The 14,592-nt window shown below is 71.1% G+C and carries 16 protein-coding genes; 6 read left to right on the forward strand and 10 right to left on the reverse strand.

Translation table 11 applies throughout. The features are described from left to right. Nucleotides 1-7: 7 nt before the first annotated feature. From PP1_RS20010 to PP1_RS20025, 4 genes are all read right to left on the reverse strand, one after another. Nucleotides 8-4,315, reverse strand: coding sequence for a hypothetical protein (locus tag PP1_RS20010; RefSeq protein ID WP_010231158.1), 4,308 nt, complete (start codon nucleotides 4,313-4,315; stop codon nucleotides 8-10). Nucleotides 4,316-4,425: 110 nt separating this feature from the next. After that, nucleotides 4,426-4,584, reverse strand: a complete 159-nt coding sequence (locus PP1_RS20015; protein WP_010231161.1) for a hypothetical protein — start codon at nucleotides 4,582-4,584, stop codon at nucleotides 4,426-4,428. An 11-nt stretch (nucleotides 4,585-4,595) separates the two neighbouring features. Continuing rightward, the gene (locus PP1_RS20020) at nucleotides 4,596-5,213 is read right to left on the reverse strand and encodes a hypothetical protein (RefSeq protein WP_010231163.1); all 618 of its coding nucleotides are present in this window, start codon (nucleotides 5,211-5,213) and stop codon (nucleotides 4,596-4,598) included. Further along, the gene (locus PP1_RS20025) at nucleotides 5,198-6,211 is read right to left on the reverse strand and encodes an HK97 family phage prohead protease (RefSeq protein WP_010231166.1); all 1,014 of its coding nucleotides are present in this window, start codon (nucleotides 6,209-6,211) and stop codon (nucleotides 5,198-5,200) included. Before PP1_RS20025 ends, PP1_RS20020 begins: the two co-directional genes overlap by 16 nt. Before the next feature lie 255 nt (nucleotides 6,212-6,466). Here PP1_RS20025 and PP1_RS20030 point away from each other — a divergent pair, with 255 nt between their 5' ends. Together PP1_RS20030 and PP1_RS20035 are read left to right on the forward strand one after the other, a co-directional pair. Beyond that, nucleotides 6,467-6,613 carry a hypothetical protein gene (locus tag PP1_RS20030; RefSeq protein ID WP_157178969.1) on the forward strand — a complete coding sequence of 49 codons (147 nt, stop codon included), beginning with the start codon at nucleotides 6,467-6,469 and terminating at the stop codon, nucleotides 6,611-6,613. A gap of 121 nt (nucleotides 6,614-6,734) precedes the next feature. After that, nucleotides 6,735-6,932, forward strand: a complete 198-nt coding sequence (locus PP1_RS20035; RefSeq protein WP_010231172.1) for a hypothetical protein — start codon at nucleotides 6,735-6,737, stop codon at nucleotides 6,930-6,932. Between the two features lie 470 nt (nucleotides 6,933-7,402). Here PP1_RS20035 and PP1_RS20040 read toward each other — a convergent pair whose 3' ends face one another. The 5 genes from PP1_RS20040 to PP1_RS20060 form a co-directional block, all read right to left on the reverse strand. Next, a complete protein-coding gene (locus tag PP1_RS20040; RefSeq protein WP_010231175.1) occupies nucleotides 7,403-7,702 on the reverse strand; it encodes a hypothetical protein in 300 nt (99 codons plus the stop codon). Next, the gene (locus tag PP1_RS20045) at nucleotides 7,699-8,016 is read right to left on the reverse strand and encodes a hypothetical protein (protein ID WP_010231179.1); all 318 of its coding nucleotides are present in this window, start codon (nucleotides 8,014-8,016) and stop codon (nucleotides 7,699-7,701) included. Before PP1_RS20045 ends, PP1_RS20040 begins: the two co-directional genes overlap by 4 nt. A 12-nt stretch (nucleotides 8,017-8,028) precedes the next feature. Further along, a complete protein-coding gene (locus tag PP1_RS20050) occupies nucleotides 8,029-8,787 on the reverse strand; it encodes a helix-turn-helix domain-containing protein (protein ID WP_010231182.1) in 759 nt (252 codons plus the stop codon). Nucleotides 8,788-8,944: 157 nt separating this feature from the next. Beyond that, entirely contained in the window at nucleotides 8,945-9,187 is a 243-nt protein-coding gene (locus tag PP1_RS20055; protein WP_010231184.1) for a hypothetical protein, read from the reverse strand. Nucleotides 9,188-9,375: 188 nt separating this feature from the next. Continuing rightward, complete coding sequence (locus PP1_RS20060; protein ID WP_010231186.1) at nucleotides 9,376-9,579, reverse strand: helix-turn-helix transcriptional regulator; 204 nt, start codon at nucleotides 9,577-9,579, stop codon at nucleotides 9,376-9,378. Nucleotides 9,580-9,690: 111 nt separating this feature from the next. On the opposite strand from PP1_RS20060, the gene PP1_RS20065 reads away from it, so the two are divergent. Continuing rightward, complete coding sequence (locus PP1_RS20065) at nucleotides 9,691-10,371, forward strand: helix-turn-helix domain-containing protein (RefSeq protein WP_139323968.1); 681 nt, start codon at nucleotides 9,691-9,693, stop codon at nucleotides 10,369-10,371. A 1-nt stretch (nucleotide 10,372) separates the two neighbouring features. Continuing rightward, nucleotides 10,373-11,509, forward strand: a complete 1,137-nt coding sequence (locus PP1_RS20070) for a tyrosine-type recombinase/integrase (RefSeq protein WP_010231192.1) — start codon at nucleotides 10,373-10,375, stop codon at nucleotides 11,507-11,509. 48 nt (nucleotides 11,510-11,557) lie between these two features. Here PP1_RS20070 and PP1_RS20075 read toward each other — a convergent pair whose 3' ends face one another. After that, the gene (locus PP1_RS20075; protein ID WP_010231195.1) at nucleotides 11,558-12,460 is read right to left on the reverse strand and encodes a 1,4-dihydroxy-2-naphthoyl-CoA synthase; all 903 of its coding nucleotides are present in this window, start codon (nucleotides 12,458-12,460) and stop codon (nucleotides 11,558-11,560) included. 128 nt (nucleotides 12,461-12,588) lie between these two features. Here PP1_RS20075 and PP1_RS20080 point away from each other — a divergent pair, with 128 nt between their 5' ends. Together PP1_RS20080 and PP1_RS20085 are read left to right on the forward strand one after the other, a co-directional pair. Continuing rightward, a complete protein-coding gene (locus PP1_RS20080; RefSeq protein WP_010231198.1) occupies nucleotides 12,589-13,188 on the forward strand; it encodes a hypothetical protein in 600 nt (199 codons plus the stop codon). 65 nt (nucleotides 13,189-13,253) lie between these two features. After that, on the forward strand, nucleotides 13,254-14,549 hold the full coding sequence (locus PP1_RS20085) for a hydroxyacid-oxoacid transhydrogenase (RefSeq protein ID WP_010231202.1): 1,296 nt from the start codon (nucleotides 13,254-13,256) through the stop codon (nucleotides 14,547-14,549). The last annotated feature ends 43 nt before the right edge of the window (nucleotides 14,550-14,592 follow it).

Below are 14,592 nucleotides of genomic sequence, written 5' to 3' on the forward strand. Positions count from 1 at the left end.
GGGCTCGTCACCAGCCGCCGATCTCGCCGAGATCACGCACGCCGGCCGAGCGGGATGTCGAGGTCATGCGAGGCAGCACCGCGGCGAGACCTTCGAGGGCCTCGACGACATCGGGGCTGGGCGAAGCTGTGCGGCCGGCCGCCACGACGTCGCCGCGGAGTTGCTGCAGCCGCTGGTCGACGTGGCTCATGACGGCGAGCAGCGCGCCGAGCTGAGGCAGCTGCACTGTCGTTGACCCGGTCGAGCGGGCGATGACGGCGGCCTGGACGCGGGCCCGGATGTCGGCGAGCTGCGGGACCGAGGACGCGACCCCGGGCCCGCGCAGCGACGCCGCGGTGCTGATGCTCCCGGCCGGGACCAGGTCGTACCCCATGCGACCGGCGGCCACCTTCAGGATCGCCTTCGACCGCGTGGACGACGGGACCAGCGGGATGTACGCCTCGTCGCCCTGGGCCCGGTCGCCGACGACTCGCCACGTCTGCGGGCGCACGATCTGCGCGGTCGTCGACATCGGGTTGAGCCGGTTCCCGCCGAACGACTTCGGCATCGCTGGCCCGCCGCCGTCCGCCATCGGGATGACGCCGCCCTGCTCCATCGGGACGATGCCGCCCTCGGCGTTGAGGAAGCTCTTCACGACGTTGACCGTCATGGTCACCGCGGCGGAGGCGAGGGTGCGCAGAGCGTTGATCGAGGAGATCGCGCCGCCGGTGTTCGCGTTGACCGGCTTCGTCGCCGGGGCCTGCACCGCGCCGACCAGCGATTGGTTCTGGCCCATGCCGCCGGCGTTGTTGCCGTTGATCGGCTTCGTGGCCTGCGATTCGACCTGCTGCTTCAGCGCCTGATTCGAGGCGACGCCGCCGGCGTTGTTGCCGCCGATCGGCTTGGTCGCCGGGGTCTGCACGGCACCGGTGAGCAGCTCGTTTGCCGAGAGCCCACCGGTGTTGTTGCCGCCCATCGGCTTGGTCGCGGGCGCGCTGGCCTTGTTGTGCACGTCCTGCGCGGCCGCCAGCGCGGCGCCGGCGCTGCCCTCGATCGGCTTGATCGCCGGGGTCTGGATGGCGCCGGTGGCGGTGTCGTTCGCGCCGAGGATCCCGGCCGGGTCACCGACGAGCGGCTTCGTGGCCGGGGCCGTGATCGCCCCGAGGGCCGTGCCGTGGACGTTGAGCAGCGGCTGCGCGTTGCCGTTGATGTCCTTCACGACCGGCGTGCCGGTGTTCGCCGCCAGCGAGGACATGACCTGGTCGAACGGGATCTTGTTGCCGCCGATGTCGACGGTCGGCGACTTCGTGTCGATCGCCTGGATCAGCCCGTTCACGACCTGCTCGGCCGGGACCGCGTTCCCGCCGATCTCGATCTTCACGTTCTTGCCCTGCACCATGCCGAGCAGGTGCGACAGGACGCCGCGGGCGGGCTGGTCGTTGCCGTCGATGTTGATCCGCTCGCGCCCGGACGCGACCAGCTGCAGCACGTTCTGCAGCGCGGTCGCCGCGGGCGCGGTCTGCCCGTCGATCTGGACTTCGGCGCGCTGGTCGCGGGTCCCGTTGATGAACGCGGCCATGTTGGCCTGGGCCTGCGCGGTGTCCGCGGTGACCTTGACCGTGCCGTCCTTCATGGTCTCGACCTGGATGCCGAGACCGGTCAGTGCGGCCTTCGCGCCGTCGGTCATCGCGTTGACCGTGACCGACTTCCCGACCGGGACGTCGCGCAGCTTGTCCGCGACCTGCTGGACCTCGAGCGCGGTGGTGGCCGCGTTCGTGCGGAAGTTCGTCTCGGCGGTCTTCGGGATCATGCCGAGCTTGTCGGCCAGCTCCCCGGCGGCCTTCTCGGTCATCCCGGCGCCGGTCGCGGTCTGGATGAACGCGTCGCGGCTGGTCTGCATCGAGCTGGCCGCGGCCTTCGCGCCTGCGTCGACACCGCCGAGCTTCGCCGCGGACTCGCCGGCCTTCTGCGCCGCCTCACCGGCTGCCGTCGCGACGCCCTTCAGCGCGGTATCCATCTCCTTCGTCGGAGCGACACCGTCCTTGATCCCGGCCATCGCCGGGCCGATCAGCGCGAGGGAGTCGGTGACGCCCTGCGCCGCCTCCTTCGACTGGTCCATCGAGCCCTTGATCTGGTCGAAGGACGACCGGGCGATACCGGTCGCGCCGACCGACTCGTGCATGACCCGGTTCTGCTCTTCGATGGCGGCGTTGTAGGTGTCGACCGTCGCGACACCGAACAGCGTCGACCTGATCCAGTCGGCGGCCTTGTTCGCGGCCAGCTCGACGGCGTTCTGATTCCCGCCGAAGGCGTGGGTCTGCTCCTCGACCTTGCGGCGCATCTCGTCGGCGGCCGCCCCGCCGCGGTTGTGCGCGTCGACTGCCTCGTCCAGGGAGACCGTCGTCGCCTGGACCGCGGTGTCCGCGGCGATGAACGCCAGACCGACCAGCGGCAGCGCGTTCCCGAGCTTCCCGGCGACCGTCTGCACCCGGCCGAACGCCGTCGCCGCCCGGCCGGTGCTCGCCGCCGCGGTACCGGCGTTCGTCCCGACGGTCGTCGCTGCAGTAGCCGCGCCGCGCAGGTTCCCGGTCATCGACACCGCGGCCGAACCGAGGGTCTTCAGGCCGGTCGCGGCGGCGAGGAAGTTCAGCGTCGAGCTCGCGGCCTTCATCGCGAGCAGGCCGCCGACGACCGGGCCGATCACCGGGGCGAGGAAGCTCAGCGCCCCGGCCAGGGGCTGGATGCCGGCGGACACGACGCGGCTGATCGCCACGGCGGTCGGTGCGGCCGCGACCAGCAGGTCGGAGAACGCCGTCGCCATCGCCGTCAGCGCGCCGCTGGTGGCCTTGTTCGTCGCGATCTGCCCGATGGCCCGGCCGACCGCCTCCAGGCCCGGGGTGAGCGCGGTGACGGCCTGGTTGACGCCGGTGAAGATCCCGACCATCGCGGTCTGGCCCTGCGCGGACGACAGGAAATCCCGCATCCGGCCGGTGATGTTGACCAACGTGCCGAGGAAGTCGTTGCCCGAGACCTGCCCGGCCCGGTACATCGCGCTGACGATTCCGCCGACGTTCCCGGCGACGGTCCCGAACCGCTTGAGCTCGTCGAGGCCGCGCCGGATCGAGGCCTCCATCGCCCCGGACTCCCGGGCCCGGCTGACCATGTTCGCGAAGCTCGTCGCCGCGCCCTCGGCGCCACCGGTGATGTCGGCGAGGACCTTCGCGCCGACCGTGCCGACGTCGGTCAGCACCGAGGTGAGCGGCAGGATCGTCGGGGTCAGGTTCCCGATCACAGTGCCCAGCGAGGTGAACGACTCGCGGACCTGGCCGACGGTGTGGGCGTGGTTGAGGAACTGCAGGACCTGGTCGCCGGCGACGTTGAACTGTCCGGCGACGCGGGTCGTGGCCGCGGACACGATCGGCAGGTACTTCGAGCCGAGCTCCCCGATCCGGGGGCCGAGGCCGGCGAAGAACGTCTCCTGCACCGACTTCCGGATGTCGGCCAGGGCCGGCTTCATCCGGTTGATCTCGGTCGCGGCCGAGCGGGCGGCCGGGGTGAGCTTCGCCAGCGCCTCGGCGGCCTTCTCCGGGTCGTCCCCGACGGCCTCACCGAAGCCCTGGAAGGCCGTGACGAGGGTGCCGACCGCGAGGCCGGCGGCGTTCCCTGCTGCGGGGAGCAGCAGCAGGGAGCTGGCCGCGGACGCCGCAGCCCCGCCGAGGGACACCAGCGCCGGGGTGCCGACGAGGATCGCGGACGGGATCGCGATGGCCCGCATGGCCGCGCCGAGGCGGGTGATGTGCCGCGTCGAGTCGAGGATCGACCCGTCGGTGCGGACCCGCACGACCGCCTCGCGGCCGTCGAGCCGGTCGACCTCGCGGTTGATCTCGGCCAGGTCCCGCGCGGCCGCGTCGGTGTTCGCCCGGACGTCGACCCGCGGGTCGGAGCGCGAGATCTCCTCCAGCTCGCGCTGCAGGTCGCGGGAGCGGCGGATCGCCTCGTCCGCGGACAGGTCGATCCCGATGCGGACGTCGCGCAGCTCCTGCATCCGCCGACGGACGTCGGCGAGCTTCCGGTCGGCCTCGGTGCTGTTCGCGTCGATGTCGATCGGGGGGATCGAGTCGACGGCGTTCTGCACGCGCCGGCGCAGGTCGGTGGCGAACCGGCCGACCTTGTCCTCGGCGCGGCGGGTGTCGACGTCGACCTGGGCGTCGACGGTCTTCCCGTCGAGCTTGTCGAGGCGGCGCTCGAACCGGTCGACGGCGCTCGCCATCTTGACGAAGACCTTCGACGCCTGATCGAGGGCGGAGACGTCGAATCTAAGTTCCCGGCTGGCCACGTGCGCACCTCGCGACTCTTCTCCGCGAAGTACGCGCCGGCCCGGGTTCGCGGGTCCCGGTGCCGGCACTTCCTCCGATGATCAGTCGAAGGCGTTCAGAGGATGGATGGTCAGCGGCCGCGAGGCAGGCCGAACAGCGGATCCGGCCCCTCGTTGAACCGGTCCGCCAGACCGGAGGGGTCAGTGTCGCGGCGGGTAGCACCGATCGGGTCGTCGACCAGGCCGTCGCGCGGATCGAAGTCGCTGCTCAGGTACTCGTCCGGGGTCATCGCTGTTCTCCTCATCGGTGCTTCGGCGGGACGTACGGAGTGCGTTCGCCGCACTCGCACGGACACGTGCAGGCCTTCGCTCCGGACGGCGGCGCGATCAACCGCTCGGCCCGACTCACCTGATGCCCGACCGGCAAGTTCATCTGGAGGTGGAGACGCCGAGCACGAGCGGCGACAAGTGGCTCCTCGGTCCGCGTCTTGGCCGCCTGGGCCTGCTCGTACTCGCCCTCCGCAGCTTCGAGCTCGCGGCGGAGTCTCCGCATCTCCGACCGCGACTTCGGGCCGGGAGGAGGGAACGCCCACGCCTGATGTGCCTCGCCGTACCGCTTCGCAGCCCGATGCCAGACACCCTCGGCAGCAGTGAACCGCTCGAGGAGTGCGTCCACCTCGCGGCCGGCCGCCTCGATCCTCGCCCGGTTCTCCGCGTACTCGGCCTCCTCGGCCTTCCGCCGCACCTCGTCCTGCCGGCGCTTCTCCTCGGCCGCGCGCGCCCGCTCGATCTCCTCCGGATCAGCTTCATCCGGCTGCGGCACGGCGGCCAGCTGCAGCATTTCTCGCTCGGCGGCGGCGCCGCCGAGCAGCCGCCGGCCCCACCCGCGTCCGGGTCCGTTGTTCATCGCCAGAGCCACCGAGCCACCTCCACGGGCCCCGGGTACGCCGCGGCCGCCTTCGCCTCGAACAGGACAGCACCGGGCTCGTCGTGCCCGGCCAGATGCGCGACCTCGTGCGCCGCGACCGCCCAGGCCCGGCGAGACGGCAGATCCGAACGCAGCCACACCGTCCAGTCCGCGTTCGGCCGGCAGAACCCAAGCAGCGGCTGCTCGGCGTAGGCCACGACGTGATCATCGCCGGACACAGCAGACAGCTCGGCCGGCTCCGGCGAGAACCACCGGATCTGCGGATCCACGTGCACCCCCAGCTCAGTCACCGCCCACCGAGCTCCCGCCCAGGCCGGCGCGAACGTCGCGAGCGGGGGCCGCCGCACGAGATCCTCGCTGTAGGGGATCAGCTCGCCGGCCCGGACCGCCTCGGCCAGCTGCTCGCGCCGGAATCGCAGATCCGCGTCGCGCCGATGAGCGGCCTCCCGGATCGCACGGACCTCGTGCAGCTGCGCGATCGCGCGCAGCTCCGCGCGATCACCGGGAGACAGATGGTCCCGCGCTGCGCTCTTCGCGACCAGGGTCCGTGTCCGTCCCGGACCAGCGGCGCCGAGCAGCACCGGGGACACCTCGTGCACGCTCAGCCGGCGCAAGAACCGGACCCGCTGGCCCGCATGATCGCCGAACTCGGAGTCGACCACGTCGAAGCCGTAGGACCACTCCTGCAACTCGCCCATGTGCTTGACCACCGCGAACGTGTCGCGCCCGGCCTCGGTGTCGAGGAAGAACTTGCCGGCCATCACGGCTTGGTTCCCGCGCACCGTGATCCGGCCGCGACCCACCGGCAGCGCGCCGTCCCACGACGAGTGCCCATAGGCCGAGATGCGCACCTCCTGGCCCTCCGTGAAGGCCCCCGGAATCGTCACGTCGCCGTCCAGGTCGCGGACCCCGAGCGTCGCGAACACTGCCTCGACCTCGCCGCGGGCCTCGGACTTCACCCGCAGTGCACCGACCCGCTTCGTGTCCATCACGCCGCACCCCTCCGCTTGCGGCGCTCGGCGAGCACCTCGTCACGATCCAGCAGCCACGACCCGTCAGGTCCTCGCACCCCGCCCAGAGAGGGAGCGAGCTGCCGGACCCGCTGTTCGGATACCCCGAGCAACTCGCTCACCTCCTGGACCCGCATCGCCTGACGCGGGGCAGAGGCTGGCACAGATCGGTCAGGGACAGGTTTCGCGCTTTCGTTGATCATGGCCGTTGCGGCACTCTCCTCCAGCTCGCCGATGAGCAGCAGGACCTCGTTCCGCTGGTCAGGGAGCAATTCGTCGAACGCTCCGGACCGGGCCGCGGCGCGCAAGATCAACGAAAGTGGCCGCAACACCGGGCCCGCGATCAACACCCCCGACGGCAGCCTCACGACGCACCGGTGACCATGATCCAGACTTCCGGAATCGGCCCTCGGAAGAAAATTTCGAGCTTGGGAGCGGGGTCAGGGGCCTCTGACCAGCCACGATGCCTACCCGCCCCCCTACTCCCGCAGGTCAGAGCGTCATGGACGTCGATCTCGAAGTCGACCACTTCGTGTGCGCTGATGATCGCGAGATCGATCGATCGATGATCGTCGCTGCGAGCTCGTCGCTGCTCGTCGCTGCGACCGTGTGGGCTGGGTGGCAGTGGGTGGTAGGCGGGCAGGGCGGGGGCCGGGGCGGGCCGGTGCCGGTCGGGCGATGGGGTGCGTGCGTGCGGTGACGTGGTGTCGGCGTCGGGCTGCTGGTGCTGGTGCTCACCAGTGCTTGCCGGCGACTGTGCGACCTGCGAGTACGAAGCCGTGGCTGCCTCGCTGTGCTGCGAAGTCGTCGGCGGTGAGCTCGCAGGCGGTGAGGGCGGGGCAGCGCTGGCAGATGGTGCGGGCGCGGTGCCGGCGGTAGTCCAGGTCATCGGGGGGTTCGCCGGCGTGGGGCGGGTCGAAGAGCTCCCACCGGCCTGTGCAGGCGGCTTCCGGGAGGTCGGGCCCGAGGATGGCGGGGAGCAGCGTGTCGCGAGGGGGAGCGGGAGGTGGCACGCGGGGGCTCCGATCGTGGCGGGTGGGTACCTGAGGCAGCGCGAGCGGGGAGGCGCCTCGTCCTCCGAGCGGGTGCGGTGTTGCTGCTGGGGGTGCACTTCGCGGCGCCTTGTCCTGGTCGTGGCGGGACGAGGGGGCGCGGTCACGCGGGTCGTGGTCATCGGTCCGGGTTCTCCTGCTGTTCCGCGACGATGGCCTGAGTGGCGGCCGTGATGGTCGTGCCGAGGTCAGCGAGCTGGTCTGCGTCGCAGAGCAAGGCGGCGAGGCCGATGCTGCTGACGATGTCGGCGAGCTCCTGGATGAGGCGTGGCTCGGTGCGCAGGCAGTCCGGGCACAGTGCGCCGGCCTGGGCGGGACCGAGGCGGGGGCCGTGGCTGTCGAGGGTGGCGGCGCATCGGCCGCACACCAGGGGGTCAAGGTCGCTGGTCCAGAACACGGTGCAGTCGGTGAGGTTCATGGATGGCAGCTCGCCTCGGTTCGAGCCGCGAGGCGGTATCTGGTGGCTCGGTGGTGCATTCCGGGGACGCGGACGTACTCGACTTCGAGGTGGCCGTCTCGGCGTGCGAGGCGCAGCAGGTTCCGTGCGGTCTTCTCGGCGAGGGGCGCGGCCCGGAGCATGTGCTCGACGAGCTCGGCCGAGGTGAGCCAGGAGTCTGGGTTGCTGGTGATCAGCGACCAGGCGGCGCGCCAGGCGGGGCCGATGACGCCGCCGGCGAGGGGGTAGGTCCCGACGAAGTTCGGGGCCGGGGGCCGGTCGGTCTGGCTGGGCATGGTGGGTGGCTCCTACGCGGGTCGTTCGTAGCGGGGTGGAATGGGGGTCTCGAGCCATCGCTCGGGGCGCAGCTCGCGCTCCAAGGCCGCGCGTAGGTAGCGCTCAGGCGACTTCGGCGCGCGGCCGTCGAGGACCTCGCGCACGACTGCGTCGGCGTAGTCGTCGGAGATGCTCTTCCCCGTCCGTTCTTCGAGGACGCTTCGCACGACTGCGCGGTGCTCGGGAGCTGCGCGCGCGGATGACGGTTCCCTGACGGGATGAACTTCTGACGGAAGGGCGGTCCCACGGGTCCGCCTTTCTCCGGGTTTGGCGGTCTCACGGGACCGCCTTTCCGGTCCGACGGGACCGCCTTTCTCGTCGCGAAGGCGGTCCCCTGGGTCCGCCTTCTGCGAGGCAATGGCGGTCTCACGGGACCGCCTTTCGTCGTCCTCGGCGCCGGTCGAAAGGCGGTCCGCTCGGTCCGCCTTCTCCGGGCCGGTCACGATCCTGAACGTCGTCCGATGACCGCGGTGCGCGTAGACCGTGGTGCCGTTCCGGTCGGTGCCGCTGGCGACCCGCTCCAAGATCCCGAAGGTGATGAGCCGACGGACGGAGCGCCGGATGCTTCCCTCGGACATGCCGGTTCGAGTCGTGAGCGTGTCCGTGCCCGGCCAGCAGAGCCGCGTGCTGTCACGCGCTTGTTCCGCAAGTACGAACATCACGAGCCGATCGCCGAGCGTGGCCTCTTGAGGCATGGCGTCGAGGACGTAGGACAGCAGCCGGACGCCCATCAGCGCCGCCCGCGAGGTACCTGAACCGACCTGCGATGTGTGCTGGTCTGAGGCTCGACCAGGTCGCTACCATCCGAGGGCGTCCCGCCGGCCAGCTGGATGTTGCAGTTCGCGCCCGTCCCGGCTCGGACCCCGGGGCGGGCGCTCTCATCTGTGCTCATCCTGCCGCGGCCTCCATCTCGGGACCGGCGAGCAGCAGCTCGGCCAGGCGCTCGCGGTCGCTGCTCGTCAGCGGTGGATCGGCGACGAGTGCATGCCGGATCTGCTCTTCGAGGCGGAGCCCGAAGAACTCGGCACGGGTGGCGCGCAGCTGATCGACGCGGTCGGGATGGTGGCGGGTCAGCCCGCCGAGCCGGGCGCGGGCTGCGCGTCGACGTGCGACGACAGACGGGGTACTCACGGGGGTGCCCTCCGAGCATGCTCGATGAGGGCACCGGGGCGTGGCTGTCTGCCGGTGCCGGCCTGAGGCGGCTGGATTGACCATGACCCACGAGCGGCCAGCCGCGGCCGATGTGCTTGCGAACGGTAGCAGCGCCGGTCGCCCGCGGGAACGGTTCGGACGGCCGCGGGGAGTGCGCTTCATCGCGGTCAGCTGGCGCGGTCGGAGATGCGGTCTGCCGACCGCTGCTCCTCGATCCAGCGCATCACCTCGTCGCGGTCGAACACGACCGCGCGCCCGAGCCGGAAACCGGTCGGCCCGTAGCCCTTCGCTCGCCAGTTCAGGAGGGTCTTCCGCTCGACGCGGAGGACCGCACACACCTCATCCACGGTCAGGAGGCTCAACTCGGCCATCTCGCCATCTCCGATTCTCAATGAGCATCACACCGGTGTCGATGTGGCATCAGTGACGAAGCATGGTGCGCGGGGGTTGTGTTGTCAATCGGGATCAGGTTTGATGCCCGCATGGAATCGAGAGCGGACGCGGTCACGGCGGTCATCGCTCGCCGGGTGCGGACGCTCCGCGAGCACGCACGGCTCTCCGGCGCCGACCTGGCCGACCGGATGATCGATCTCGGTGTCGCCTGGAACCGCACGACCGTGGCGAAACTTGAGACCGGACGGCGTAGCAACGTCACGGTGTCGGAACTGCTGGCTCTCGGACTTGCGCTCGATGTGCCGCCGATCCTGCTCATCGCGGACCCGCGAGCAGGAGAAGAAGTCCCCGTAGCGGCAGGAACGTCGTCCGACGCATGGTCGGCGCTGCTCTGGCTAGCTGGTCGCCAGCGGATCGCGGACAGCGACTTGAACAACTACCCGTCGTCGTCGTTGCTCATCCAGCTCGGCGCCGACGTCGTTGACGCCCTGGCCGAGCTCGAACGCTGGGAGCAGCACGTCAGCTGGCCGAGCGCGGAGGCTCAAGAGCGTGCGAAGGCTCGCGATGACGAGCGCCACCGCGACGCGCTGGAGAAGCTCCAGGTTGCCGTTCTTGGTCTCACGCAGAAGTCGGTCGTCGCCGACGGCGCGGTGCCGACGATCCCGGGAGTCGACTTCACGGTCGCATCGAAGCGAGCCGCAGAGCTGGGCGTATCGGTGCTGTGGGACCTCGACGGAGACGTCGGCCAGCCCGAAGAGCGGAGCAGCTGACATGGGCTACATCCGCGACCGCTGGCGCGACCCTGCCCGCGTAGGCAAGGGGCGCCGCTGGCAGGTCAAGGTGCGGGTCGACGGCCGCGAGCGCGACGGCGGCACGTACGACACGAAGGACATGGCGAAGCGCCGGCTCGTCGAGCTCGAGGCTGCCGCCCAGCGTGGAGCGTGGGTAGACCTCACGGACCGGACGACCGTCGCCGAGGCCGCCCGCGCCTACATCGCCACCCGGCCCTACAAGCCCGGCACCCTGGAGCGGGTCGACGGCTACGTGCGGAACCACATCGAGGGCACAACGCTCGGGCCGCGGCGGCTCACAGCGGTCCGCCCGTCGGATGTCCAGTCCTGGGTCACCGACCGGTCTGCCGCGATGGCGCCGACGACGCTGCGCGCACTGGTCAAGTTCGTCCGCTCGGTCTTCCGAGCGGCCGTCGACGACCACCGCATCGCCCGCAGCCCGTTCGTTCGGATCACGCTGCCTCGGCACGAGCCGGACCGCATCGTCCCGCTGACCGTCGACCAGGTCCGCACGCTCGCCGAAGCGGTACCCGCCCGGCACCGCGCTCTGGTCCTCGCGCAGGCCGGCCTCGGGCTGCGCATCGGCGAGCTGCTCGCGCTGCGCGTGGTCGACGTCGACTTCCTGCGCCGCACGGCCCGCGTTGAGCACCAGATCGACCGTCGGACGCGGGACCGCGTCCCACCCAAGACGCCTCGGAGCCGGCGCACGATCCCGCTCCCTAACGTCGTCGGGGTGGCGCTGGCCGAGCATCTCGCGGAGTACGGGCCGGCCGCTGACGGGCTGATCTTCCACACCGCCGAGGGACGGCCGCTGCTGCAGGAGTACGTCAGCCGCAACGTGTTCGGCCGAGCCGTCCGGCGAACCGACCTGCCCGCCAGCACGACGAGCCACGACCTACGCCACCACTACGCGTCGATCCTGCTCGCCGCCGGCGAGAGCGTGCTCGCGGTCGCAGAGCGGCTCGGTCACGAGGACGCGACGCTCGTGCTGACGACGTACGGCCACCTGATGCCGGACTCGGAGGACCGGACCCGCAAGGCCGTCGACGGAGCGTGGTCCGGGCAGCCCGGGCCGCTGCCCGCGGAGGCTCGTGCTGCCCAGGTGCTGCCCGGATGATCTACGCCGTCATGTTCACGCTGCTCAGCGCCGGTGCGCTGCTTGCCGTTAGTAGTGCCAGGGGAACGGTGACCAGTCCGGGTCCCGCTTCTGCAGGAACGAGTCCCGGCCCTCGACCGCCTCGTCGGTCATGTACGCCAGCCGGGTCGCCTCCCCGGCGAACAGCTGCTGGCCGACCAGGCCGTCGTCGGCGAGGTTGAACGCGTACTTCAGCATCCGCTGCGCGGTCGGGGACTTGCCGTTGATCTCACTGGCCCACTGCAGCGCGGTGGTCTCCAGCTCGGCGTGCGGGACGACCTCGTTGACCGCGCCCATCCGGTGCATCTGCTCGGCCGAGTAGGTCCGGCCCAGGAAGAAGATCTCCCGGGCGAACTTCTGCCCGACCTGCTTGGCCAGGTACGCCGAGCCGTAGCCGCCGTCGAACGAGCCGACGTCGGCGTCGGTCTGCTTGAACCGGGCGTGCTCCGCCGAGGCCAGGGTCAGGTCGGCGACCGCGTGCAGCGAGTGCCCGCCACCGGCGGCCCAGCCGTTGACCACGGCGATGACGACCTTGGGCATGAACCGGATCAGGCGCTGGCACTCCAGGATGTGCAGCCGCCCCGCCCGCCCGGCCTGCACGGTGTCGGCGGTGTCGCCGTCGGCGTACTGGTAGCCGGTGCGGCCGCGGATGCGCTGGTCCCCGCCGGAGCAGAAGGCGCGCTTGCCGTCCTTGGGGGAGGGCCCGTTCCCGGTCAGCAGCACGGCGCCGACGTCGGCGCTGGTCCGGGCGTGCTCCAGAGCGGTGAACAGCTCGTCGACGGTGCCGGGGCGGAACGCGTTGAGGACCTCGGGCCGGTCGAACGCGATCCGCACCGCCCCGGTGGCCACCGCACGGTGGTAGGTGATGTCGGTGAAGGAGAACCCCTCCACCGGCCGCCAGGCGTCGGGATCGAAGGTCTCGGAGACGGGCATGATCGGCAGCCTAGAGTCCGCGCTCCGGCTCCAGCAGGCCGCGCCCTCGGCGCCCGCTCGTCGCGCGGGGTGGCGGGCACGCTGCGAGTCTGCGAGGGCCGCCCGACCCCGAGCAACGGAGTTCCGCCGTGCGCCGCACGCTGATGATCGTCCTCGTCGCCCTCCCCGGCCTGCTGCTCGCGCTCGCCGGCTACCACCACCCGCGCGGGCTCGACCTGACGACGGCGAACGAGTGGTGGACCGCGCACGTCCCGCTGGTCCCGGTGTTCCCGCTGCTCGGCGTGGCCCTGTGGGTGCTGCTGCGCCAGGAGACCGGGCCGGTCGCCTGGATCGGGAAGATCGGGGCGTACCTGTTCGGGTGCTTCTACACCGCGCTCGACTGCCTGGCCGGGATCGCGGCCGGGCTGGTGCTGGAGACCGAGGGCCGCGGGCAGCAGTCGATCATCGAGCTGATCGCGCTCGGCGACCGGCTCTCCTACATCGGGACGGCGTCGTACCTGGTCGCGACGGTCTGCGTGGCGGGGCTGCTGTTCCGCCGGGCCGGGTGGGCGGTCCTGCCGGGGGCGGTGCTGCTGATCGGTGCGGCGATCCCGTTCCAGACCTCGCACATCTTCTGGCCGACCGGCGTGGTCGCGATGCTGCTGACCGGGCTGGGCGCCGGGCTCGTCGAGTGGGCCCGGCCGGTCCCGGCGGGGACCGGCGACCGTGAAGGGATGCGCATCTCCTGATCGACGGGGCAGACTCGGCCGCGGAGTTCCACCCGTTGCCGTGTCGGACCCTGGAGGACGCGTCCATGACGATCCCGAATGTCGACCTCACCGAGGAGACGATCTTCACCTGGGGCGCGCCGCCCCTGAAGTTCGGTGCCGGCTCGATCGACGAGATCGGTTTCGAGATGACCGGCTACGGGGCGGGCCGGGTCCTCATCGTGACCGACCCCGGTGTGCGCCTGCTCGGCATCCCCGAGCGCATCGCCGAGTCCCTGCAGCGCTACGGCATCGGTTCCGAGATCTTCGACGGCGTCCACGTCGAGCCGACCGACGACTCGATGGTCAAGGCCACCGAGTACGCCCGCGCCCAGGGCCCGTGGGACGGCTTCGTCGCCGTCGGCGGCGGGTCCGCGATCGACACCGCCAAGGCGATCAACCTGCTGACCAGCGGCCCCGGCGAGCTGATGGACTTCATCAACAAGCCGATCGGCAACGCGAAGGTGCCCGAGGGCCCGCTCAAGCCGCTGATCGCCGTCCCGACGACGGCCGGTACCGGCTCGGAGTCCACCGCGATGTGCGTGCTGGACATCCTGTCGATGAAGGTCAAGACCGGGATCAGCCACTGGCGGCTGCGCCCGACCCTGGCCGTGATCGACCCGCTGGTCACGATGTCGCTGCCGCCGGAGGTCACCGCCGCGTCCGGGATGGACATCGTCTGCCACGCGCTGGAGTCCTACACGGCGCGCTGGTACACGACGTTCGACCGGAAGAAGCCCGAGGAGCGGGTCACCTACTGCGGCTCGAACCCGGTCTCGGACCTCTGGTGCGAGAAGTCGATGACGCTGCTCGCACAGTCCTTCCGGGACGCCGTGCACCGCGGCGCCGACGACCTGGAGGCCCGCTCGAACATGATGATGGCGGCGACGTTCGCCGGGATGGGGTTCGGCAACTCCGGCGTGCACATCCCGCACGCCAACGCCTACCCGATCGCCGGGATGGTCAAGGACTTCACGCCGGCCGGCTACCCGCAGGACGAGCCGATGGTGCCGCACGGCATGTCGGTGTCGCTGACCGCGCCGGAGGCGTTCCGGTTCTCCTTCGACTCCGCACCGGACCGGCACCTCAAGGCGGCCGAGCTGATGGCCCCGCGCGCGGACCGGCTGAACGACCAGCGTGAGCAGCTGCCGTCGGTGCTGATCGACCTGATGCGCGACATCGGCATCCCCAACGGGATCGGCGGCGTCGGGTACACCGAGTCGGACGTGCCGGACCTGGTGCCCGGCACGATGAAGCAGCAGCGGCTCCTGGCGACCTGCCCGCGCACCCCCACCGAGGACGACATCGCCGACATCCTCACGAAGTCGGTCGAGAACTGGTGAGCCGGTGACCTCCGGCAGGCCGGGGTAGCGTCGTCGCGTCCCG

This window comes from Pseudonocardia sp. P1, from assembly GCF_000178675.2.
Taxonomy (GTDB): Bacteria; Actinomycetota; Actinomycetes; order Mycobacteriales; family Pseudonocardiaceae; genus Pseudonocardia.